At 69.1% G+C, this 18,794-nt stretch carries 16 protein-coding genes; 11 read left to right on the plus strand and 5 right to left on the minus strand.

What is annotated here, in order from left to right; genetic code table 11:
- Nucleotides 1-309, minus strand: coding sequence for a hypothetical protein (locus ACX9TP_RS37245; protein ID WP_482975411.1), 309 nt, complete (start codon nucleotides 307-309; stop codon nucleotides 1-3).
- A gap of 164 nt (nucleotides 310-473) precedes the next feature.
- Here ACX9TP_RS37245 and ACX9TP_RS37250 point away from each other — a divergent pair, with 164 nt between their 5' ends.
- The 4 genes from ACX9TP_RS37250 (at nucleotide 474) to ACX9TP_RS37265 (ending at nucleotide 5,110) form a co-directional block, all read left to right on the plus strand.
- Complete coding sequence (locus ACX9TP_RS37250) at nucleotides 474-1,388, plus strand: ArsA family ATPase (protein WP_482975412.1); 915 nt, start codon at nucleotides 474-476, stop codon at nucleotides 1,386-1,388.
- The gene (locus ACX9TP_RS37255; RefSeq protein ID WP_482975413.1) at nucleotides 1,385-2,500 is read left to right on the plus strand and encodes an ArsA family ATPase; all 1,116 of its coding nucleotides are present in this window, start codon (nucleotides 1,385-1,387) and stop codon (nucleotides 2,498-2,500) included. Before ACX9TP_RS37250 ends, ACX9TP_RS37255 begins: the two co-directional genes overlap by 4 nt.
- A 212-nt stretch (nucleotides 2,501-2,712) precedes the next feature.
- The gene (locus tag ACX9TP_RS37260; RefSeq protein ID WP_482975414.1) at nucleotides 2,713-3,855 is read left to right on the plus strand and encodes a tetratricopeptide repeat protein; all 1,143 of its coding nucleotides are present in this window, start codon (nucleotides 2,713-2,715) and stop codon (nucleotides 3,853-3,855) included.
- 55 nt (nucleotides 3,856-3,910) lie between these two features.
- On the plus strand, nucleotides 3,911-5,110 hold the full coding sequence (locus tag ACX9TP_RS37265) for a M48 family metalloprotease (protein ID WP_482975415.1): 1,200 nt from the start codon (nucleotides 3,911-3,913) through the stop codon (nucleotides 5,108-5,110).
- Between the two features lie 136 nt (nucleotides 5,111-5,246).
- On the opposite strand, the gene ACX9TP_RS37270 is transcribed toward ACX9TP_RS37265, so the two are convergent.
- Entirely contained in the window at nucleotides 5,247-5,768 is a 522-nt protein-coding gene (locus tag ACX9TP_RS37270) for a tetratricopeptide repeat protein (protein WP_482975416.1), read from the minus strand.
- 6 nt (nucleotides 5,769-5,774) lie between these two features.
- Nucleotides 5,775-7,217 carry a hypothetical protein gene (locus ACX9TP_RS37275; protein WP_482975417.1) on the minus strand — a complete coding sequence of 481 codons (1,443 nt, stop codon included), beginning with the start codon at nucleotides 7,215-7,217 and terminating at the stop codon, nucleotides 5,775-5,777.
- Nucleotides 7,218-7,407: 190 nt separating this feature from the next.
- Here ACX9TP_RS37275 and ruvX point away from each other — a divergent pair, with 190 nt between their 5' ends.
- Nucleotides 7,408-7,866: a Holliday junction resolvase RuvX gene (gene ruvX, locus ACX9TP_RS37280; RefSeq protein ID WP_482975418.1), complete on the plus strand. Its 459-nt coding sequence runs from the start codon at nucleotides 7,408-7,410 to the stop codon at nucleotides 7,864-7,866.
- Nucleotides 7,867-7,885: 19 nt separating this feature from the next.
- On the opposite strand, the gene ACX9TP_RS37285 is transcribed toward ruvX, so the two are convergent.
- Together ACX9TP_RS37285 and ACX9TP_RS37290 are read right to left on the minus strand one after the other, a co-directional pair.
- Entirely contained in the window at nucleotides 7,886-9,469 is a 1,584-nt protein-coding gene (locus ACX9TP_RS37285; RefSeq protein ID WP_482975419.1) for an ArnT family glycosyltransferase, read from the minus strand.
- Nucleotides 9,470-9,667: 198 nt separating this feature from the next.
- Nucleotides 9,668-10,615 carry a hypothetical protein gene (locus ACX9TP_RS37290; RefSeq protein WP_482975420.1) on the minus strand — a complete coding sequence of 316 codons (948 nt, stop codon included), beginning with the start codon at nucleotides 10,613-10,615 and terminating at the stop codon, nucleotides 9,668-9,670.
- Nucleotides 10,616-10,817: 202 nt separating this feature from the next.
- Here ACX9TP_RS37290 and ACX9TP_RS37295 point away from each other — a divergent pair, with 202 nt between their 5' ends.
- The 6 genes from ACX9TP_RS37295 to ACX9TP_RS37320 all read left to right on the plus strand — a co-directional run bounded on the left by ACX9TP_RS37295 (nucleotide 10,818) and on the right by ACX9TP_RS37320 (nucleotide 18,794).
- On the plus strand, nucleotides 10,818-11,588 hold the full coding sequence (locus ACX9TP_RS37295) for an ABC transporter ATP-binding protein (protein WP_482975421.1): 771 nt from the start codon (nucleotides 10,818-10,820) through the stop codon (nucleotides 11,586-11,588).
- Nucleotides 11,585-12,382, plus strand: a complete 798-nt coding sequence (locus ACX9TP_RS37300; protein WP_482975422.1) for an ABC transporter permease — start codon at nucleotides 11,585-11,587, stop codon at nucleotides 12,380-12,382. Before ACX9TP_RS37295 ends, ACX9TP_RS37300 begins: the two co-directional genes overlap by 4 nt.
- A 339-nt stretch (nucleotides 12,383-12,721) precedes the next feature.
- Nucleotides 12,722-14,785 (plus strand): PrkA family serine protein kinase, encoded by a 2,064-nt coding sequence (locus tag ACX9TP_RS37305; protein ID WP_482975423.1) that lies wholly within the window; start codon nucleotides 12,722-12,724, stop codon nucleotides 14,783-14,785.
- A 25-nt stretch (nucleotides 14,786-14,810) separates the two neighbouring features.
- The gene (locus ACX9TP_RS37310) at nucleotides 14,811-15,920 is read left to right on the plus strand and encodes a DUF444 family protein (protein WP_482975424.1); all 1,110 of its coding nucleotides are present in this window, start codon (nucleotides 14,811-14,813) and stop codon (nucleotides 15,918-15,920) included.
- A gap of 35 nt (nucleotides 15,921-15,955) precedes the next feature.
- Nucleotides 15,956-17,449: a SpoVR family protein gene (locus tag ACX9TP_RS37315; protein WP_482975425.1), complete on the plus strand. Its 1,494-nt coding sequence runs from the start codon at nucleotides 15,956-15,958 to the stop codon at nucleotides 17,447-17,449.
- 148 nt (nucleotides 17,450-17,597) lie between these two features.
- Nucleotides 17,598-18,794 (plus strand): peptidoglycan DD-metalloendopeptidase family protein, encoded by a 1,197-nt coding sequence (locus tag ACX9TP_RS37320; protein WP_482975426.1) that lies wholly within the window; start codon nucleotides 17,598-17,600, stop codon nucleotides 18,792-18,794.

Consider the following 18,794-nt stretch of genomic DNA (forward strand, 5'->3'; position numbering starts at 1 on the left):
CTACTTCTTCGAGGACGACTTCGCCGCCACCAGCGTGTCCACCTTGCCCTCGACGGAGGCCAGCAGGCGCTCCAGGTCGTCCACCTTCGAGCGCAGCTGCTCCAGGTCCGCCGTGGACGGCAGGTTCATGGCCGACAGCGCCGTGCGCAGCGTGCTGTCGAGCGTGCCCTTCGCGGCCAGCGAGCGGGCCACCAGCGTCTGCACCGCCGCCACGAACTTCTCGTTCGAGAGCAGCTGCTGCGCCAGCTTGCCAATCCGCTCCTCGCCCGTCTCCACGAGCTTCTTCATCACCGGGTTGTTCTTGAGCATGGAAAGCGCGTCCTCGCGCGCGAGGCCTGCACGGCCTTCGGAAGTCAGGAAGAAGACGCCGCACTCTGCGAGTTGCCAACGCGACGTGTCAAGCAGCGCAACAGAACGCGGCCAAACGCGTTGACTCCTGGAGACACGATTCCTACGGTTCGCCGCTCTCTTTTATGGCCGGACTACTCGACAAGCGTCTGTGGATCGTCTCCGGCAAGGGCGGAGTCGGCAAGAGCACCATTGCCGCGGCCCTCGCCCTGGCCTCCGCGCGCGCGGGGCGCAAGACGCTGGTGTGCGAGGTGAACACGCAGGAGCGCGTCAGCCGCTTCCTCGAACGCCCGGCGGCCGGCCCGGAAGTCACGCTGCTGGAGGAGAACCTCTGGGCGGTGGACGTGCGCCCCCAGGAGGCCATGCGCGAGTACGGCCTCATGGTGCTGCGCTTCGAGACCCTCTACAAAACCGTCTTCGAGAACCGGCTGGTGCGCTACTTCCTGCGCTTCATCCCCTCCCTGCAGGAGCTCGTGCTGCTGGGGAAGATCATGTTCCACCTGCAGGAGAAGGGGCCGGACGGCCGCCCGCGCTTCGACACCATCGTCATGGACGCGCCGGCCACCGGACATGCCATCTCCTTCCTCAGCGTGCCGCAGGTGCTGGTGCAGACGGTGCCCCCGGGGCCCATGTCCCGCGAGGCGCAGAAGATGCGGGACTTGCTCGTGGACCCGGCGGTGACGGCGACGGTGCTGGTGGCGCTGCCGGAGGAGATGCCGGTGAACGAGGCGCTGGAGCTGCACGCGGCGCTGCGCGACAAGGTGAACATCCGCACGCACGCGGTGGTGCTCAACCAGGCCTTCCCGGAGCGCTTCACGGAGGCGGACCTGGAGGCGCTGCTCGGCCACCCGGAACTGCACGCGGTGGCCAAGGCCCACCATGACCGCGCGGCGCAGGCGGTGCTCGCGGGGACGAAGCTGGAGCGCAACCTGCACGCGCCGCTCTTCACGGTGCCCAGGCTCTTCACACCCGAATTCGGACGGGACGCGATTGAACAGGTCATGGGGCATCTCGAACCGATGGTGACGGGGGAGACGTGAGCACGACGGCCCTGGCGTCCGCGCTCGCGGGCAAGCGCGTCCTCATCTGCGTGGGTTCGGGAGGCGTGGGAAAGACGACGGCGGCGGCCTCGCTGGCCCTGCGCGCCGCGGTGGACGGGCGCAAGAGCCTGGTGTGCACCATCGACCCGGCGAAGCGGCTGGCCAACTCGCTGGGCCTCACCGGGCTGGGCAACACGGAGACGCAGGTGCCCGCCACCGCGCTGGAGCCGCTCGGCATCAAGGCCCGCGCGCCGCTCCACGCGATGATGCTGGACATGAAGCAGACGTGGGACGACCTGATTGCCCGCGTCGCCCCGCCGGACCAGCGCGAGCGCATCCTCTCCAACCGCTTCTACCAGTCGCTCTCCACGGCCCTGGCGGGCAGCCAGGAGTACATCTCCATGGAGAAGCTGTGGGAGCTGCGCCGCCGCAACTCCCACGAGCTCATCGTCCTGGACACGCCGCCCACCGCGCACGCGCTGGACTTCCTGGACGCGCCCAACCGGGTGCTGGACTTCCTGGACAACGAGGCCGCCAAGTGGCTGCTCGCCCCCGCGTTGAAGGCGGGCAAGCTGGGCATGTCGCTGTTCAACCGCAGCGGCTACGTCATGCGGGCGCTGGCGAAATTCACCGGCACGGAGATGCTGCAGGAGCTGTCCAACTTCATGCTCGCCATCTCCTCCATGAACGAGGGCTTCCGCGAGCGGGCCCGCGGCGTGAGGGAGCTCCTGGAGGACCCGAGCACCGGCTTCGTGCTGGTGACGAGCCCCCACCCCGAGCGCATGGACGAGGCCATCCACTTCCACACGCTGCTGAAGCAGCACCGGATGGGCGTGGTGGCGCTGGTGGTCAACCGCGTGCACCCCATGCCCCCGGAGGCGCTGTGGGAGGACGCGGCCACGCTGACGCCCACCCGCCGCGCCAAGGTGGAGGAGACGCTGCGCGAGCTCCAGGTGCTCGCCGAGCAGGACCAGGCGGGCATCTCCCAGCTCGAGGCCGCCTGTCCGGGCGTCCCCATCATCCGGGTGCCCCGCTTCGAGCTGGACGTGCACGACATCACCGCCCTCTGGCGCACCAGTCGCTACCTGCTGGGCGACGAGTCGCTTTCCTGACGAAAGACGCCTTCCTGGAGCCCATGTTGGACGCGGGGCCCTTCCCGTCCGGAGGGCAGGCGGCCGGGGAGGCGCGGGGGGCGGGGGCGCATTAAGCTGGGCGCGCCCACCGTCGTGGTTGGGAACTCCCCGGGCCTCCGTGATGTCGGGGAGTAGGGCCGGTCAGCCGGTCCAGGAGGACGCACTTCGTGATTGGCAGAGAGCGGGCGCACATGTCGGTCAGTCGGTGGTGGTGGCTCGCGGCGCTGGGGCTGGCGGTGTCCGGGTGCCGGACGACGGGCTCGGCCGCACGGGCCGACGGGCAGGGGACTCCGCCCCGGCAGGAGCTCCAGTTCGACGCGGTGACGGTGACGGCGGACCTGGAGCTGGACAAGCTCAACGACGAGGAGCTCTTCGCGGGCGGCACCTCAGCCTTCGCGGCCAATGACTTCAAGCAGGCGGCGCGCTACTTCGGCCGGCTTGCGGACTTCCACCCGGACAGCAAGCACCGCCGCGCGGCCCTCTACAACGCGGGCCTCGCCCACCAGCGCCTCAAGGAGTGGGAGGAGGCCGGGCACCGCTTCTCCGAGCTGTCGGACCCCGCGAAGGGCACGGGCGACGCGCTCGACGCCGCCTTCCGCGTGGCGGAGACGCAGTACCACCTGGAGCGCTACGGCGACGCCATCGCCCTGCTGGGCGTCATCGCCGAGCGGCAGGACCTCCCCCTCAACCGCCGGCTGGAGGCCCAGGTGCAGCAGGGCATCTGCCAGCTGGAGGCCGGCCGCTCCGAAGAGGCGGAGAAGACGCTGCGCAAGTCGCTCTCCACCTACGACGGCCTGGCCGACAAGGACGAGGTGGACGACTACTTCCCCGCGCAGGCCCACTTCTTCATCGGGGAAATCTACCGGCTCCACTACGACGACGTGAAGCTGGACGCCACCCGGGGCAGCGACAAGCTCGCCGAGGACCTCAACTACAAGGCGGAGCTGCTGCTCTCCGCGCAGGGCCACTACCTGCGCTCCATCCGCGTGGGCAACGGCTACTGGGCCACCGCCGCGGGCGCGCAGATTGGCGCCCTCTACGAGAACCTCTACGAGCACATGGTGAACTCGCCCGCGCCCGCCGAGCTCGACGCCAGCGAGGCCCAAATCTACCGCCAGGAGCTGCGGAAGAAGATTCGCGTGCTGCTCACCAAGTCCATCAACATCTACGAGCGCACCCTGGAGACGGCCGAGCGCATCGGCTCGCAGAGCGCCTTCGTGGACCGCACCCGCGAGAGCCTCGCCAAGGTGAAGGCCCTGCTGCTGGCGGACGCGGAAGCCGAGCCCGACTCCTCGTCCACGCCGCCCTCGGCGGACGCCGAGCCGCACTCGTGAGCCCCGGCCCCGGCTGGGCAGCCGGGGCCCGCGCGGCATAGCCTGGGGGCGCCCCATGGAGCCCCTCTTCACCGCCGAGCAGCTCGCGGAGATTCACGCCTACCACCTGCCCCACTACATCCGGGCCGCGGTGGACCCCTTCGCGCGCCTGGCGCTGCAGGCGCTGCTGCTGGGGGTGCTCGTCCAGCCCCTGTATCGCGCGGCCCTCGCGGCCACCGCCGGGCTGGAGCGACGGCTCGGCGTGCTGCGCACGGCCCCCGTCAGCCGCGCCTTCTTCCGCGCCATGGACCGGCTGTGGGGCGAGGCCGGCTGGGGCACCGCGGTGCTCTTCGCCCTCTTCATCGACCTGTTCGTCAAGCTCGTCTACCTGCCGGTGGACGTCTGGTTCACGTACACGCTCGAGCACCGCCACGGCCTGTCCAACTACACCCCGGGCACCTATGCGTGGGATGTGCTCAAGGGCAACCTGCTGGTGGCGTTCTGCCTCGCCGCGCTCGTCATCGGCCTGTATGGGCTCGCCCGTCGCTTGCGGCACTGGTGGCTGGTGCTGGGCGTGCCCGTGGCCCTGCTCATGCTCGTGTCGTCGGCCCTGGACCCGTACCGGGACCTCCTCTACTTCAAGCAGAAGCCGCTGCCCGCCGGCGTCCTGCGCACGCGGATGACGGAGCTGATGGCCAAAGCCGACATCCCCTTCTCCGACGTGCTGGTGGCGGAGACCTCGGTCGCCTCGCGCCGCGTCCAGGCGTACTTCGCCGGCCAGGGCCCCACGCGCGCCATCGTCCTCAACGACGTCATCCTCAAGGAGCTCTCCGAGGACGAGGTCCTCGCCGCCGTGGCCCACGAGGCCGGCCACGTCCAGGAGCCGAAGTGGCCCGGCCGCATCACCGCGTCGTTGGCGCTGGTGGCCCTGCTCTTCGCCATCGACCGCCTCCTGCGCCTGTCCGCGCGCCGGGGCTGGTTCGGCACCCACCGCTTCGCGGACATCCGCACCCTGCCGCTCATCTCCCTGCTCGTCATCGTCGTCATCCTGCTGGGCAACCCCCTCTCCGCCGCCTTCTCGCGCGAGCGCGAGCGCGAGGCGGACCGCTACGCCCTGCGCCTCACCGGTGACGCGGAGTCCTTCCGCCGCATGCTCGTGAAGGCCGCCCGGGTGAACAAGATGGACCCCGAGCCGCCCCGCTGGGTCGTCCTCAAGGGCATGAGCCACCCGCCCATCGGCGAGCGGCTCGCCGCCCTCCCGCCTCCGAAGCCATAGCGCCGCGCCCCCCGCGAAAAAGCGGCCGGCAGGTGGACTCCCCGCGACTCCCGCCCTCACCCCTCGCGAGCCCACCCGCCGACAGCCGCCGCCGGTCCGCTCCCCGTCGTCCCGGCGGCCCCTCGTCACCCCCGCCCTACGGCTGCGAGTCCTCCTTCAGCTTCTCCACCGCCACCAGGGCAATGGCCTTCACCAGCGCCCGCGCCCGCCGGCCCGCCGCTGTCTCCCCGTGCGGGTCCGCGTCCACCGCGTTGGCCAGGTCCGTGAAGCCCTGCCGGTCCCCCTTGCGCAGGTAGAGCTCGCCGCGGTTCGCCAGGGCCACCGGGTTGCCCGGCTCCCTCGACAGCGCGGCGCTGTACTCGGAGATGGCCTCCTCCAGCCGTCCCAGCTTCTGGTACACGGTGCCCAGCGCCGCCCGCGCCGCCGTGTCCTTCGGGTTTCCCTCCACCAGCCCCTCGAAGAGGATGCGCGCCTCCTCCAGCCGGCCCGCCGCCGCCAGGTCGCAGCCCACCTGCGCAATGGCCTTCGCCTCCTCGAAGGTCATCCCCTCCACCTCCGCCCACGTCGACTCGCCACGGGCAAACGCCTTCAGTCGCCGCACCGCTCCGCTCTCCATCCGCATGGCCGTTGCTCCCTCGTGTTTGATGACGCGTCCCATGGCGGCTCACGCGCTCCGCAGGTTGGAGATGGCCGTCTTCGCCATCTCGTGGAACTTCGAGGACATGTTGCTCATCAGGTCGAACATGGCCTTGCGCTTCTCCATCAGCTTCTGCAGGCGCAGCTCCAGCTCCTGCATGCTGCTGTCGATTTTCGCGGCCTTCTTCTTGTCCGCGTCGCTGGTGCCCAGCGTGGCCCGCTGGTCGCGCTGGTCCGCCATCTCGTTCAGCACGCCGAGCAGCTCGTCGTCCGTGTTCTGCGAGATGGACATGAGGATGGCTTGAATCTTGTCCTCCACGCTCATGTTCGGGTTGTCGAGGATGCTCTTCACGCCGGAGCCACCGCTGCCCACCGGCTTGCTTCCGCCCGTGGAGGGCTGCGTCCCCGAGGAGCCCTGTACCGAGCCCGCCTGCCGCAGCGCCGCCGTCACGTCCGGCCGCCCCACGATTCCGTCGCGCCCGCCCACGCCATTCGCCATCTCCAGCTGGTCGAAGTACGCGGGGTGGTCCTTGAAGAACTGCGCGGCGCGCTTCAGCGTCGACGAGGCCCCCGGGCTGCTCAGGATGGCCTCCAGGTTGTCACGCGTCAGCAGGTTGTCCTTCGTCCCCACCGCCGTGTCGAACGCGTCCCAGTTCGCGTTCAGCACCGACAGCGCGTCGCGGTACTCGGCGAAGTCCGGGTCCAGCGCGCTCCCCGAAGCGCCCTGGGTCGACGGCGTGGGCGAGGGAGTGCCGCACGAGGGCGTCGAGCCCGTGCCCGTCGTCGGCGTCGTCCCCGGGCCGGGAACACCGCCGCCGCCGGGTGTGCCACTGCCCGGGCGCTCGGGGCGGCCATACCGGGAGAACTCCCCTTCCACCCGCTTGAGCTCGCTGCTCAGGTCCTTGAGGTTGAAGCGGTCATTGGTCAGCAGGCCCATCACCCCGAGGTTGAGCAGCTTGTTCCCGTTATCGAGCCGCTCGAACAGCGCGTTGTTCTCCAGCATGAAGCGGGCCGCGCTGCGCAGCTGTGGCGACAGGCCGGCGTCACTGGAGATGCGCTCCAGGTCCTTCTTCGTCAGCGAGCCGCTCTTCTTCCCATCCAGGTAGTCGAGCTGCTCGAAGTTCGCCTCCAGCACCCGCAGCGCGTCCGCGTAGTCGAGCATCTTCGGGTCCAGCGGGCTCGTGCCCGAGGGCAGCACGGGCGAGGAGGACGCATAGCCCTCCCCCACCCTGGAGTCCCCGCCCGAGGGCGGGCGGTACTCCGTCTTCGCGGCCGGGTTCTGGGACAGCTCCTTCGCCACGCCCATGGCGCCGCTGGCCACCATCATGACGTTGCCCGTCGCAACCCCCGCAGCGGCCTTGATGGAGTTGGTGATGAGCGGTGGCAGTCCCAGCGCGTTGCCCGCGAGGTCCACCACGGCGGACATGGGGTCGGCCAGCAGGTTGGCCGCACCTTTGAGGAAGTCGAGCATGAGCCCTCTGGCGCGGCGGGGTTGGATGGACGCCGCGCAGTCACCGTCCGGTTTGCAGCGCCGGTGCCGCCCGCCGTCCCGCCCTTCCTCCAGCGATATCCACGGGTTGGCCCGGCCCCGGCCCCGGGCGCGTCCCTGCCTGCGGACGGGGCGGTCCACGGCGGAGGATTGGGGCTAGAGTCCCGCCGCCATGCGGACCATGGGCCTGGACCTGGGCACCAAGACCATCGGAGTAGCCGTGTCGGACGGACTGGGCCTGACGGCCCAGGGCGTCACCACGGTGCGGCGCACCTCCCTCAAGGCGGACCTCGCCGCCCTCGCCACGCTCGCGAAGGAGCACGAGGTGAGCCGGGTGGTGCTCGGCCTGCCGCTGAACATGGACGGCAGCGAGGGCCCGCGCGCGGAGGCCTCCCGCAAGTTCGCGGACACGCTGGGCACCACGCTGGGCGTCCCCGTCGAGCTCTGGGACGAGCGGCTGTCCACCGTCGCCGCCACGCGCACCCTGCTGGAGGCGGACGTCAGCCGCGCCCGCCGCCGGGAGGTCATCGACCAGGTGGCCGCCCAGTTCATCCTCCAGGGATGGCTGGACGCCCACCGCCCGCCCGACTCCGGCTACCACGCGGACGACGACTACGACTCGGAGCCGTGAGCCGCCGCCGCGCTGACGACTACGGGCGGCGCCGGTACACGTGCAGCGGCGCCGAGAAGCCCTCCAGCTCCTCGTAGGCGACGCCGTCCAGCACCAGGGCGCGGCCCTCCAGCTTCACGCCGGGGTCCTTCACCAGCGAGCCCTGGTCGAAGCGGATGAGCACCTCCGGCCGCGCCTCCTGCAGGCGCTTGCGGAAGGTGTCCCAGCGCACGCGCGCCAGCCGCTCCTCGGGCAGCCCGGAGAAGAAGGCCAGTTGCAGGTCCATGTAGCTGGGGTCGTCGTCGAGGGCCACCGCCCCACCCTTGCTGGCCACCTCCGCCTTCACGAAGTCCGCCACCTTCATCATCGCCACCGGGTTGGTGGAGGTGGGGCTCACCGGCCGCAGCGAGTCCTGGAAGCGGCCTTCCGCACGGAAGGTATAGAGGCCCAGCGCCACCGGCACGGCCACGGCGAGCACCGCCGTCACCCCCGCCAGCGCCTTGCGCACGCCGGCGCCACGGCTGCCCACCAGCGCGGCGAAGCCGAACGCCACGAACACGGGCACCACCGCCACCTGCGTCACCGTGAAGCGCCCCAGCGGCACGAAGGTCAGCAGCACCGCCGCGCGGAAGGTGAAGTACGCCGCCGGCACCACCGTCACCGCCACCAGCCAGCGCGTGTCCGGGCGCGCGCGCCACGCCTTCACCATGCCCCACATGCCCAGCAGCGCCACGCCGGGGGACAGCGTGAGCAGGGCGATGCCGGGCCAGAACCCGAGCTGCTGCAGGCGCCAGCCGATGGCCGCGCCCGAGCCCGCCGACGACTGCACCCAGTTGCGATGGAAGTCCTCTACCGCCTTGACCGGGAAGAACGGGTCCCCGTGCATCAGCTCGTTGCCCTGCATCCACAGCAGGGGGAACGGCAGGCACACCAGCCCGAAGCCCACCGCCCGCGTCACCGCCGCCACCTTGTCCTCGCTGCTGAAGCACAGCGCGAGCGTGAGCAGCGGGATGTACATCCACGCGTCGTAGCGCAGCGCACAGGCGAGGTTGAGCATCAGCCCCGCCTGGAAGAGCGGCGCGAAGCGATTCTCATCCACGCCCTCCGCGTACAGCGCGAAGGTGGCCAGCATGAAGAAGAGCGACACCGCCTCGCTGCCCGCGGTGGTGGCGAACTGCATGTGCATGCCCCAGGCGGAGAAGGCCAGCCCGGCCACCACGCCCGCGCGCCAGCCGAAGAGTCGCCGCGTCAGCGCGAACAACGGAATCACCGACAGCACGCCGAACAGCAGGCTCACCGCGCGGCCCGCCACCTCGCGGTCCATCACCGACAGCGCCGCGCCCACCAGGTACATGTGCAGCGGGCCGAACTGGTAGGCCCCGTCGCCGTACGCGGTAATCACGTGCGGCGCGCTCAGCCAGCGCTCCGCCAGCTCCGTGCGCACGACGGCATCGCCGTAGAGGTTCTCGTTGACGGCGAACACCAGCAGGCGCGGTACCAGCACCGCCACCAGCATCAGCCCGATGAGGAGCCGGTTGCTCGGCTCGGGCGCGGGGGTGGGCACCGCCGAGAGATTCGGCGTGTGGGACGGCGGAGCGGACAGGGGGGAGGGGGCGGTCGCCATTTCGCGCGGCAGGATACGCAGGCAGGGGCCAAAGCCAAGCCAGAGGCCCCTGCTCCCCTGCTTGCAGGGCTTCCCCGGATTCACCCTCCGCGAAGCCCCGCGCTCCCAGCACCCCACCTTCCCTGGAGCCGCAACCATCGCTTGCGGGGGACGGCGCCCCCCTGCGCCCGTGGCCCGGGCCTACCGCCAGGCCCGCTCTCACGGAGGCACCGCGACCCTCACGTGTTGCGCCAGCGGCTGCAGCCCCCCCGCCTCCAGCGTCACCCGGGTGCGCCGTACGACTTCCAGCCTCCGCCCCTCCCGAAGGCCCGGCGACGCACGGGAGGTGAAGAGGGCCTCCATCCGCTCGGGCAGTGGCCGGCGCAGGTCGAAGCGCAGCTCCCCGTCCGCCACCGGCTCCCGCGCGCCGCCCGACCGTCTCGAGTGGAGCTGGAACCGGAGCCTCCCATGCGGGCCGCGCAGCTCCACCAGCTCGTAGGTGATGACGGACAGCACCCCGGGTCCATGGGCCCGGGCCACCGTCCAGCGCGCACCGGGCCCCACCGGTTCCTCGGGGAACTGTGGCGTCGCGAGCCAGTCCGAGGACATGCCCTCCCCCAGCAATACGGCCAGCTTCGGCGACGTGCCTCCTCGCAGGTCCATCCGTGCCTCGACGAGCGCCCCCGTCGAGGCCAGCACCACCTCCCCTTCCCGCCCGCTCAAGCCCCGGAGCGCCTCCGCCAGTCGCAAGGCATGCTCCACGCCGTCCTCATCCGCGGCGCGCACCTCCGGGCGCCCCACGCGCAGCCGGTACCGGGCCAGGCCTTCGGTGGCCCATGGGTCCGGGGGCGCCAGGCGGCCCGGGCCCCTCCTGAACCGGGCGGCTCCCTCCACCAGCCCCGACGCTGGAAGCGCCAACCGCAAGGGCACCACCACCTCGGGGCCATACTCCGTGCGCAGCTCCTCGCCCGAGACGGTCTCCACCTCGGACGCCATCGACAGCCTCGCCCGCTGCGCCCACCCCGGCCGATGCGTCAGCGCCAGCGCCCTGCGCGGCTCGGCGCCGTCATCGAGCAACGCCAGGGCCACCACCTCTTCAGCGGCCACGGGTGGAAGGCTCTGCAGCAGCGAGCCCAGCAGACATGACGCGGCAAGCAAGGCGGACACGACTCGACTCCCTGGGTTGGGTGACGCCGAGGCCCTCTGCACACGCCGTGCTCACCGTCGGCCCCAGGACACTGCGCAACGCAGCCGTCCAGCACGCGAGACACCGTGCACGATTCCGGCCTCGGGCCGCTCGCCCCGCCTCCGACGCTGGCGCCGCCCACCGCCTCCAGCGCCCGAGACACCGTGCGGGATTTCGGCTCCAATGCCCTCAATGCCGGAGGTCGAGGTCTCTGCCCTGGAGAAGACGTACCCGCCGCCCGGCCCCTGGGCGCGCCTGCGCGGCCGCGCGGCGCCCTCCCGCCCGGCCCTGCGCGGCGTCTCCTTCCACGTGGACGCCGGGGAGGTCGTCGCGCTCATCGGCCCCAACGGCGCCGGCAAGTCCACGCTGCTGCGCATCCTCTGCGGGCTGCTGCTCCCGGACGGGGGCACCGCGCGGGTGGCCTCGCGCGACGTGGTGAGGGACAGGCCCGAGGTCCGCCGCCACGTGGGCGCCGCGCTCAGCGATGACCGGGGGCTCGCGCCGCGCCTCACCTCCCGGCAGAACCTGCGCTTCTACGCCGCGCTCTACGACGTCCCCCACCGTGAGGTGGACGCCCGCATCGACGCGCTCGCCCACACGCTGGAGGCCCGCCGCCTCCTGGACCGCGAGACGCGCACGCTCTCCAGCGGAGAGAAGGCGCGCGTGGTGCTGATGCGCACCCTGCTCCACCGCCCGCGCGTGCTGCTGCTCGACGAGGTGACGCGCTCGCTGGACCCGGGCGCCGCCCGCCGCGTGCGCAACCGCGTGCTGACGGACGCGGCCTCGCGCGGCGCCGCCGTCCTCTTCGCCAGCCATGACCTGGCCGAAGTGCAGGCCGTGGCCCACCGCGTCCTCCTGCTCGACGCCGGGCGCATCGCCGCCGCCGGCACCTTCGCGGACGTGCTGCCCGCGGCGGAAGGCCTCTTCGCGGCCGCCACCGCGGAGGACGCATGAGGCGCCTGCTCGCCTTCCTCCGGCGCGACTTCGAAATCGCCACCGCCTACCGGCTCAACGGGCTGCTCCTGGCGGCAGGCGGACTCTTCACCCTGACGCTCTTCTACTTCCTCGCCCGCACCGTGGGAGAAGCCCCCGCCGTGCGCGGCCGCTACGGCGCGGACTACTACTCCTTCGCGCTCGTCGGCCTGGCCACCGCCACCCTGCTGCGCAGCCTGCAGCGCGGCTTCGGCAACGCGGTGCGCGCCGCGCAGAACGACGGCTCGCTGGAGCCCCTGCTCGCCGCGCCCCTCTCCACCTTCCACGTCGTCGCATTGATGACGGCCGGCACCGTCGCAGGCTCGCTCGTGCGCGCGTGCGGCCTGCTCGTCGCCGGCTCGCTCCTCTTCGGCGCCCGCCTTTCCGTCCACCCGCTGACGTTCGGCGTGACGCTGGTGCTGAGCGTGCTCGCCTTCAGCGCGCTCGGCCTGCTGTCCGCCGCCTTCGTGCTCGTCTTCAAGCGCGGAGACCCGTTCGCCTACGCGCTCGACATGCTCAGCTATCTGTTCGCCGGTGTGCTCTATCCGGTGGACGTGCTGCCCGACGCACTGCGCATGGCCGCCCGGCTGCTGCCGGCCACGCACGCCCTGCACGGCCTGCGCGCCGCGGCATTGGAGGGCGCCGGCATGGAGCGCCTCCTTCCCACCTGGGGCGCCCTGCTGACCTTCAGCGCGGTACTCTGGCCGCTCGCCGCATGGGCGGTGCAGGCCGCACGACGACATGTGGAACGTACGGGCACGCTGCCCCACAGCTAGGTAACAGTCCGGCCTCGGCGGGCGCACGGAAATCCACTGCCCGGGCGTTCAATACCCCTCGCGCCAGGGGGGGCACCCTACCCCCGTGGGCGAGGCACCTTATAATCAAAGTGCCTTTTCACCCCGTGGAGGGGGTGCGCCTTCAGGGCGTCCATCCCCGACACGAGCGTAACGCGCGGTCCCACTCCGCGGCGGGGTCCCGAAGGGGCAGCAGGGCTGTTTGTGCCTGGGACCTCGGCGGGGTGGTTGTGGAATGGCATTCCAGCCCTCCAGGTTCACCACTATGGCCCCCTGTCGGCGCGGCTCCTCCGCGCCCCGGGGCGGCCCCGAGGGAGAGACATGAAGGACGCTGAGAAGGTTTCGTGGGTCTCCAGAATCGCCGCGCTCCAGGACGCGAAGACCTACGCCGAGCTCACCTGGGACGGCTCGTTCGAGGACTACCTCGAAATCGTCCGCAAGAACCCCAAGGTCACCCGCACCGCCTTCCAGAGGATCTACGACATGATCCTCAGCCACGGGAAGACGGAGTACATCGACAACAAGAAGAAGCTCATCCGCTACCACTTCTTCAGCGACGAGAAGTTCGGCGGCCGCGACGCCATCTTCGGCCTCGACGTCCCGCTCATGAAGCTCGTCAACGTCTTCAAGTCCGCCGCCCAGGGCTACGGCACCGAGAAGCGCGTCATCCTCCTTCACGGCCCCGTTGGCTCGTCCAAGTCCACCATCGCCCGCCTCCTCAAGAAGGGCATGGAGGACTACTCCAAGACGCCGGACGGCGCCGCGTACACCTTCTCCTGGACCACCGACCGCAAGCTGCCTGACGGCACCACGGTGAAGGAGAAGATGAAGTGCCCGATGAACGAGGAGCCGCTCAACCTCATCCCGCGTGAGTGGCGCCCGAAAATCTACGCCGAGCTGTCCCCGCCGGAGAGCGGCTACACCATCCCCGACGGCTCCGAGCTGTGCCCCGCCTGCCGCTTCGTCTTCAAGGACCTGATGACGCAGTACCAGGGCGACTTCGCCAAGGTCATGAACCACGTGCGCGTCAACCGCCTCGTCTTCAGCGAGAAGGACCGCGTCGGCATCGGCACCTTCCAGCCCAAGGACGAGAAGAACCAGGACTCAACCGAGCTCACCGGTGACATCAACTACCGGAAGATTGCCGAGTACGGCTCCGACTCCGACCCGCGCGCCTTCAACTTCGACGGCGAGTTCAACATCGCCAACCGCGGCATCATCGAGTTCGTCGAAGTCCTGAAGCTCGACGTCGCCTTCCTCTACGACCTGCTCGGCGCGTCGCAGGAGCACAAGATCAAGCCGAAGAAGTTCCCCCAGACGGACATCGACGAGGTCATCCTCGGCCACACCAACGAGCCCGAGTACAAGAAGCTCGAGAACAACGAGTTCATGGAGGCCTTGAGAGACCGTACGGTGAAGATTGACATCCCGTACATCACCAAGCTGTCCGAGGAGGTGAAGATCTACGAGAAGGACTTCAACTCCCGCGCAATCAAAGGCAAGCACATCGCTCCGCACACGCTGGAGATGGCCGCCATGTGGGCCGTCCTCACGCGCCTGGAGGAGCCCAAGAAGCACAACCTCTCGCTCCTGCAGAAGCTCAAGCTCTACAACGGCAAGACGCTCCCCAACTTCACCGAGGACAACATCAAGGAGCTGCGCAAGGAGAGCAACCGCGAGGGCCTGGAGGGCATCTCCGCCCGCTACATCCAGGACAAGATCTCCAACGCCCTGGTCAGCGACAAGGGCGAGGGCTGCATCAACCCCTTCATGGTCCTCAACGAGCTGGAGGCCGGCCTCAAGACGCACTCGCTCATCAACAGCGAGGACGCCCGAAAGCGCATGAAGGAGCTGCTCACCTCCGTGAAGCAGGAGTACGAGGACATCGTCAAGAACGAGGTCCAGCGCGCCATCTCCGCGGATGAAGACGCCATCAGCAAGCTGTGCGGCAACTACATCGACAACATCAAGGCCTACACCCAGAAGGAGAAGGTCAAGAACAAGTACACCGGCCTGTACGAGGAGCCCGATGAGCGCCTCATGCGCTCCATCGAGGAGAAGATCGACATCCCCGACAGCCGCAAGGACGACTTCCGCCGCGAAATCATGAACTACATCGGCGCGCTGGCCGTCGAAGGGAAGACCTTCAACTACCGGACCAATGAGCGGCTCCACAAGTCACTGGAGCTGAAGCTGTTCGAGGACCAGAAGGACAGCATCAAGCTCAAGAACCTCGTCTCCTCCGTCGTGGACAAGGAGACCCAGGAGAAGATCGACCTGGTGAAGGACCGGATGATGAAGAACTACGGCTACTGCGAGATCTGCTCCACGGACGTCCTCAACTTCGTGGCCAGCATCTTCGCCCGAGGCGACGCGAAGGAGTAACACCCCAGGAGAGAGGCGAGCCGTCGTGACCTTGAAGATCCACCAGGACCACTCCCGCTTCAAACAGATCGTCCGCGGCAAGATAAAGGCCAACCTGCGCAAGTACGTGCAGAAGGGCGAGATGCTGGGGAAGAAGGGGAAGGACGCCATCTCCATCCCCATTCCGTTCATCGACATTCCCCGCTTCAAGTACGGCCACAAGGAGCAGGGCGGTGTCGGGCAGGGAGATGGAGAGGTGGGTCAGCAGCTCGGCCCCGGGGCCGTCGAGCCCGGGGAGGGCCACCAGGCCGGACAAGGCGAGGGCGACCACGCCCTCGAGGTGGACGTCACCCTCGACGAGCTCGCCCAGATTCTGGGCGAGGAGCTGCAGCTGCCCAACATCGAGCGGCGGCAGAACGAGAAGATCGTCACGCAGAAGATCCGCTACACCGGCATCAACACCACCGGCCCGGAGTCGCTGCGCCACTTCAAGCGCACCTACAAGCAGGCCCTGCGCAGGCAGATTGCCGCGGGGACGTATGACCCGCACCGGCCCATCATCGTCCCCATGCGCGAGGACCGGCGCTACCGCAGCTACAAGCTGCAGAACCTGCCGGAGACCAACGCGGTCATCATCTACATGATGGACGTGTCCGGCTCCATGGGTGACGAGCAGAAGGAGATCGTCCGGATTGAGAGCTTCTGGCTCGATACGTGGCTGCGCCACCAGTACAAGGGCCTGGAGTCGCGCTACATCATCCACGACGCCGTGGCCCGCGAGGTGGACCGGGACACCTTCTTCCACACCCGCGAGTCCGGCGGGACGATGATTTCCAGCGCCTACAAGCTCTGCCGCGACATCATCCTCGCGGACTACCCGAAGAGCGCGTGGAACATCTACCCGTTCCACTTCAGCGACGGTGACAACTGGAGCGCGGACGACACGCGCCAGTGCATCGACATGCTGCGCAACGACGTGCTGCCCAACGTCAACCAGTTCGCCTACGGACAGGTGGAGTCGCCCTACGGCAGCGGGCAGTTCATCAAGGACTTGCGCGAGGCGGTGGGGGACACGCCCAACGTCGCGCTGAGCGAGATTGCGGACAAGGACGCCATCTACGCGTCCATCAAGGACTTCCTCGGCAAGGGCCGCTAACCCGCGGACTCATAGCCACCGGAGCGAGACGCCCCATGCCCAAGAGCCTGACACCCCGCCTCGCCGCGCTCAGGGACGAAATCCACGGCTATGCCAAGGAGTTCGGCCTCGACTTCTTCGACACCATCTTCGAGATGGTGTCCTACGACGAGATGAACATGGTGGCCGCCTACGGCGGCTTCCCCACGCGCTACCCGCACTGGCGCTGGGGCATGGAGTACGAGCAGCTGGCGAAGGGGTACGAGTACGGGCTGAGCAAAATCTACGAGCTCGTCATCAACAATGACCCCTGCTACGCCTACTTGATGGAGAGCAACCCGGAGGTGGACCAGAAGCTCGTCATGGCCCACGTCTACGGACACTGCGACTTCTTCAAGAACAACTTCTCCTTCCGGCACACCAACCGCCGGATGATTGATGACATGGCCAACCACGCCACCCGGGTGCGCCGGTGGGTGGACAAGATTGGCGTGGAGAAGGTCGAGGACTTCATCGACCGGACGCTGAGCCTGGAGAACCTCATCGACCAGCACGCGCCCCACATCCGCCGCAACCCGGACCCGAAGAAGGCCGAGGACGAGCTCAAGTCCAACGAGCGCGTGGAGGGCTTCAAGGTGGGCCGCGAGTACATGCGCGGCTACATCAACCCCTCCGAGTTCCTGGACTCACAGCGCAAGCGCGTGGAGGACGAGAAGCTGCGCGCGAAGAAGTTCCCCGAGCGCCCGCAGCGCGACGTGCTGATGTTCCTCCTGGAGCACGCGCCGCTGGAGCCCTGGGAGTCGGACATCCTCGCGATTCTCCGCGACGAGGCCTACTACTTCGCGCCCCAGGGCCAGACGAAAATCATGAACGAGGGGTGGGCCAGCTACTGGCACTCCACCATCATGACGCGGCGGGCCCTCCGGGACGACGAAATCATCGACTACGCGGACCACCACTCGGGCACCATGGGGACGCGCCCCGGGGCCATCAACCCGTACAAGCTCGGCATCGAGCTGTGGCGGGACATCGAGGACCGGTGGAACAAGGGCCGCTTCGGCAAGGAGTGGGACGAGTGCGATGACCTCCGCGCGCGCCGCTCCTGGGACAAGAAGCTGGGCGCCGGCCGCGAGAAGATCTTCGAGGTCCGCAAGCACTACAACGACATCACCTTCATCGACACGTTCCTCACGGCCGAGTTCGCGATGGAGCAGAAGCTCTTCGTGTATGGCTTCAATGACAAGCGCAACTCGTGGGAAATCATGGACCGCGAGTTCCGCAAGGTGAAGAGCAAGCTGCTCCAGGGCCTCACCAACTTCGGCCAGCCCATCATCGAGGTGGTGGACGGCAACCACGAGAATCGCGGGGAGATGCTGCTCGCGCACAAGCACGACGGGCAGGACCTCAAGGGCGACTACGCCCGCGAGACGCTCCGCAACCTCCAGTCCCTCTGGCGCCGCCCCGTCAACATCATCACCCGCTACGACAACAAGGGCATGATGCTGCGCTTCGACGGCACCACCCACTCGGAGAAGAAGGTCGAGCTCTAGTCCTCCGGGCCGTTCAGCAATGCGGTAGAAATTTCATACCAAGCCCCCTACCTGCCGGGTTCCCGGGCTGCCCGGCGGGCGAGCGCGGGAATTCTCGGGACGGCAGTTGGGCGCGGGCGCGAGTGTCCACTAAACTCGCCCCCGCCCCATGCGAATCGCCCCCCTGCTCTGCCTGGTCGCCCTGCTGGCCGCCTCCGTCTCCGAAGCCAGCACCCGGTACGTCATCAAGAACCGCCGCATCGAGCCGCGTCAGACGCTCGCCCAGGCGCTGCACGACGCGCAGTTGCCAGACGCGCAGGTGACGGCCGTCATCTCCGCGCTGGAAGGCGTGTTCGACTTCCGCAAGTCGCGCGTGGGCGACCAGTTCCGGCTCGTCATCCGCGGCGGGGAGCTGGACTTCTTCGACTACCGGCAGAGCCTGGTGGACGAGTGGCAGGTGCGCCGCGACGGCGAGAAGTACGTGGGCAGCAAGCGCGCCATCGAGGTGGAGAAGCAGGTGTCCGTCGTCTCGCTGGACATCAACTCCTCGCTGTACGAGGCGGCGATTGAGGCGGGTGAGGACCCGGCCATCGGCATGGTGCTGGCGGACGTGTTCGCCTGGGACATCGACTTCTACCGCGACGTGCGCAAGGGCGACCGGGCGCGCGCGCTGGTGGAGAAGTTCGTCTCCAAGGGCCGCGTGCTGCGCTACGGCGAGGTGCTGGCGGCCACCTACGCGGGCGGCCTCGTGGGCGACAAGAAGGTGTTCCGCTACCTGATGCCGGACGGGCAGCCCAACTACTTCAACGAGGAGGGCGCCAGCGCGAAGAAGACCTTCCTCAAGACGCCCCTCAAGTACGCGCACGTCACCAGCAAGTTCGGCAGCCGCTTCCACCCCGTGCTCCAGTACATGAAGGCGCACAACGGCGTGGACTACGGCACGCCCATCGGCACCCCGGTGTGGGCGGTGGCGGACGGCACGGTGACGCAGGCGGGCTACGCGGGCGCCGCCGGCAACATGGTGGTCATCCGCCACGCCAACGGCTTCGAGACGCAGTACATGCACCTGTCGCGCTTCGGCGACGGCGTCCGCGCCGGCGCGCGCATCCGCCAGAAGCAGGTGATTGCGTACTCCGGCAACACCGGCCGCTCCACCGGGCCGCACCTGCACTTCGGCCTCAAGCGCAACGGCGCGTACACCAACCCGCTCAACCAGGTGTACCCCCGCGCGGACCCGCTGCCCAAGGCGCTGCTGCCGGACTTCCTGGCGAAGGCGCACGAGCTGGCGGCGCAGCTGGAGGCCGTGTCCGTGGCCGCGGTGGCCGGCCAGGCCGCCACCGCTCCCGTCGCACCCACGCAGCCATAG

This window comes from Pyxidicoccus sp. M15, assembly GCF_056858435.1.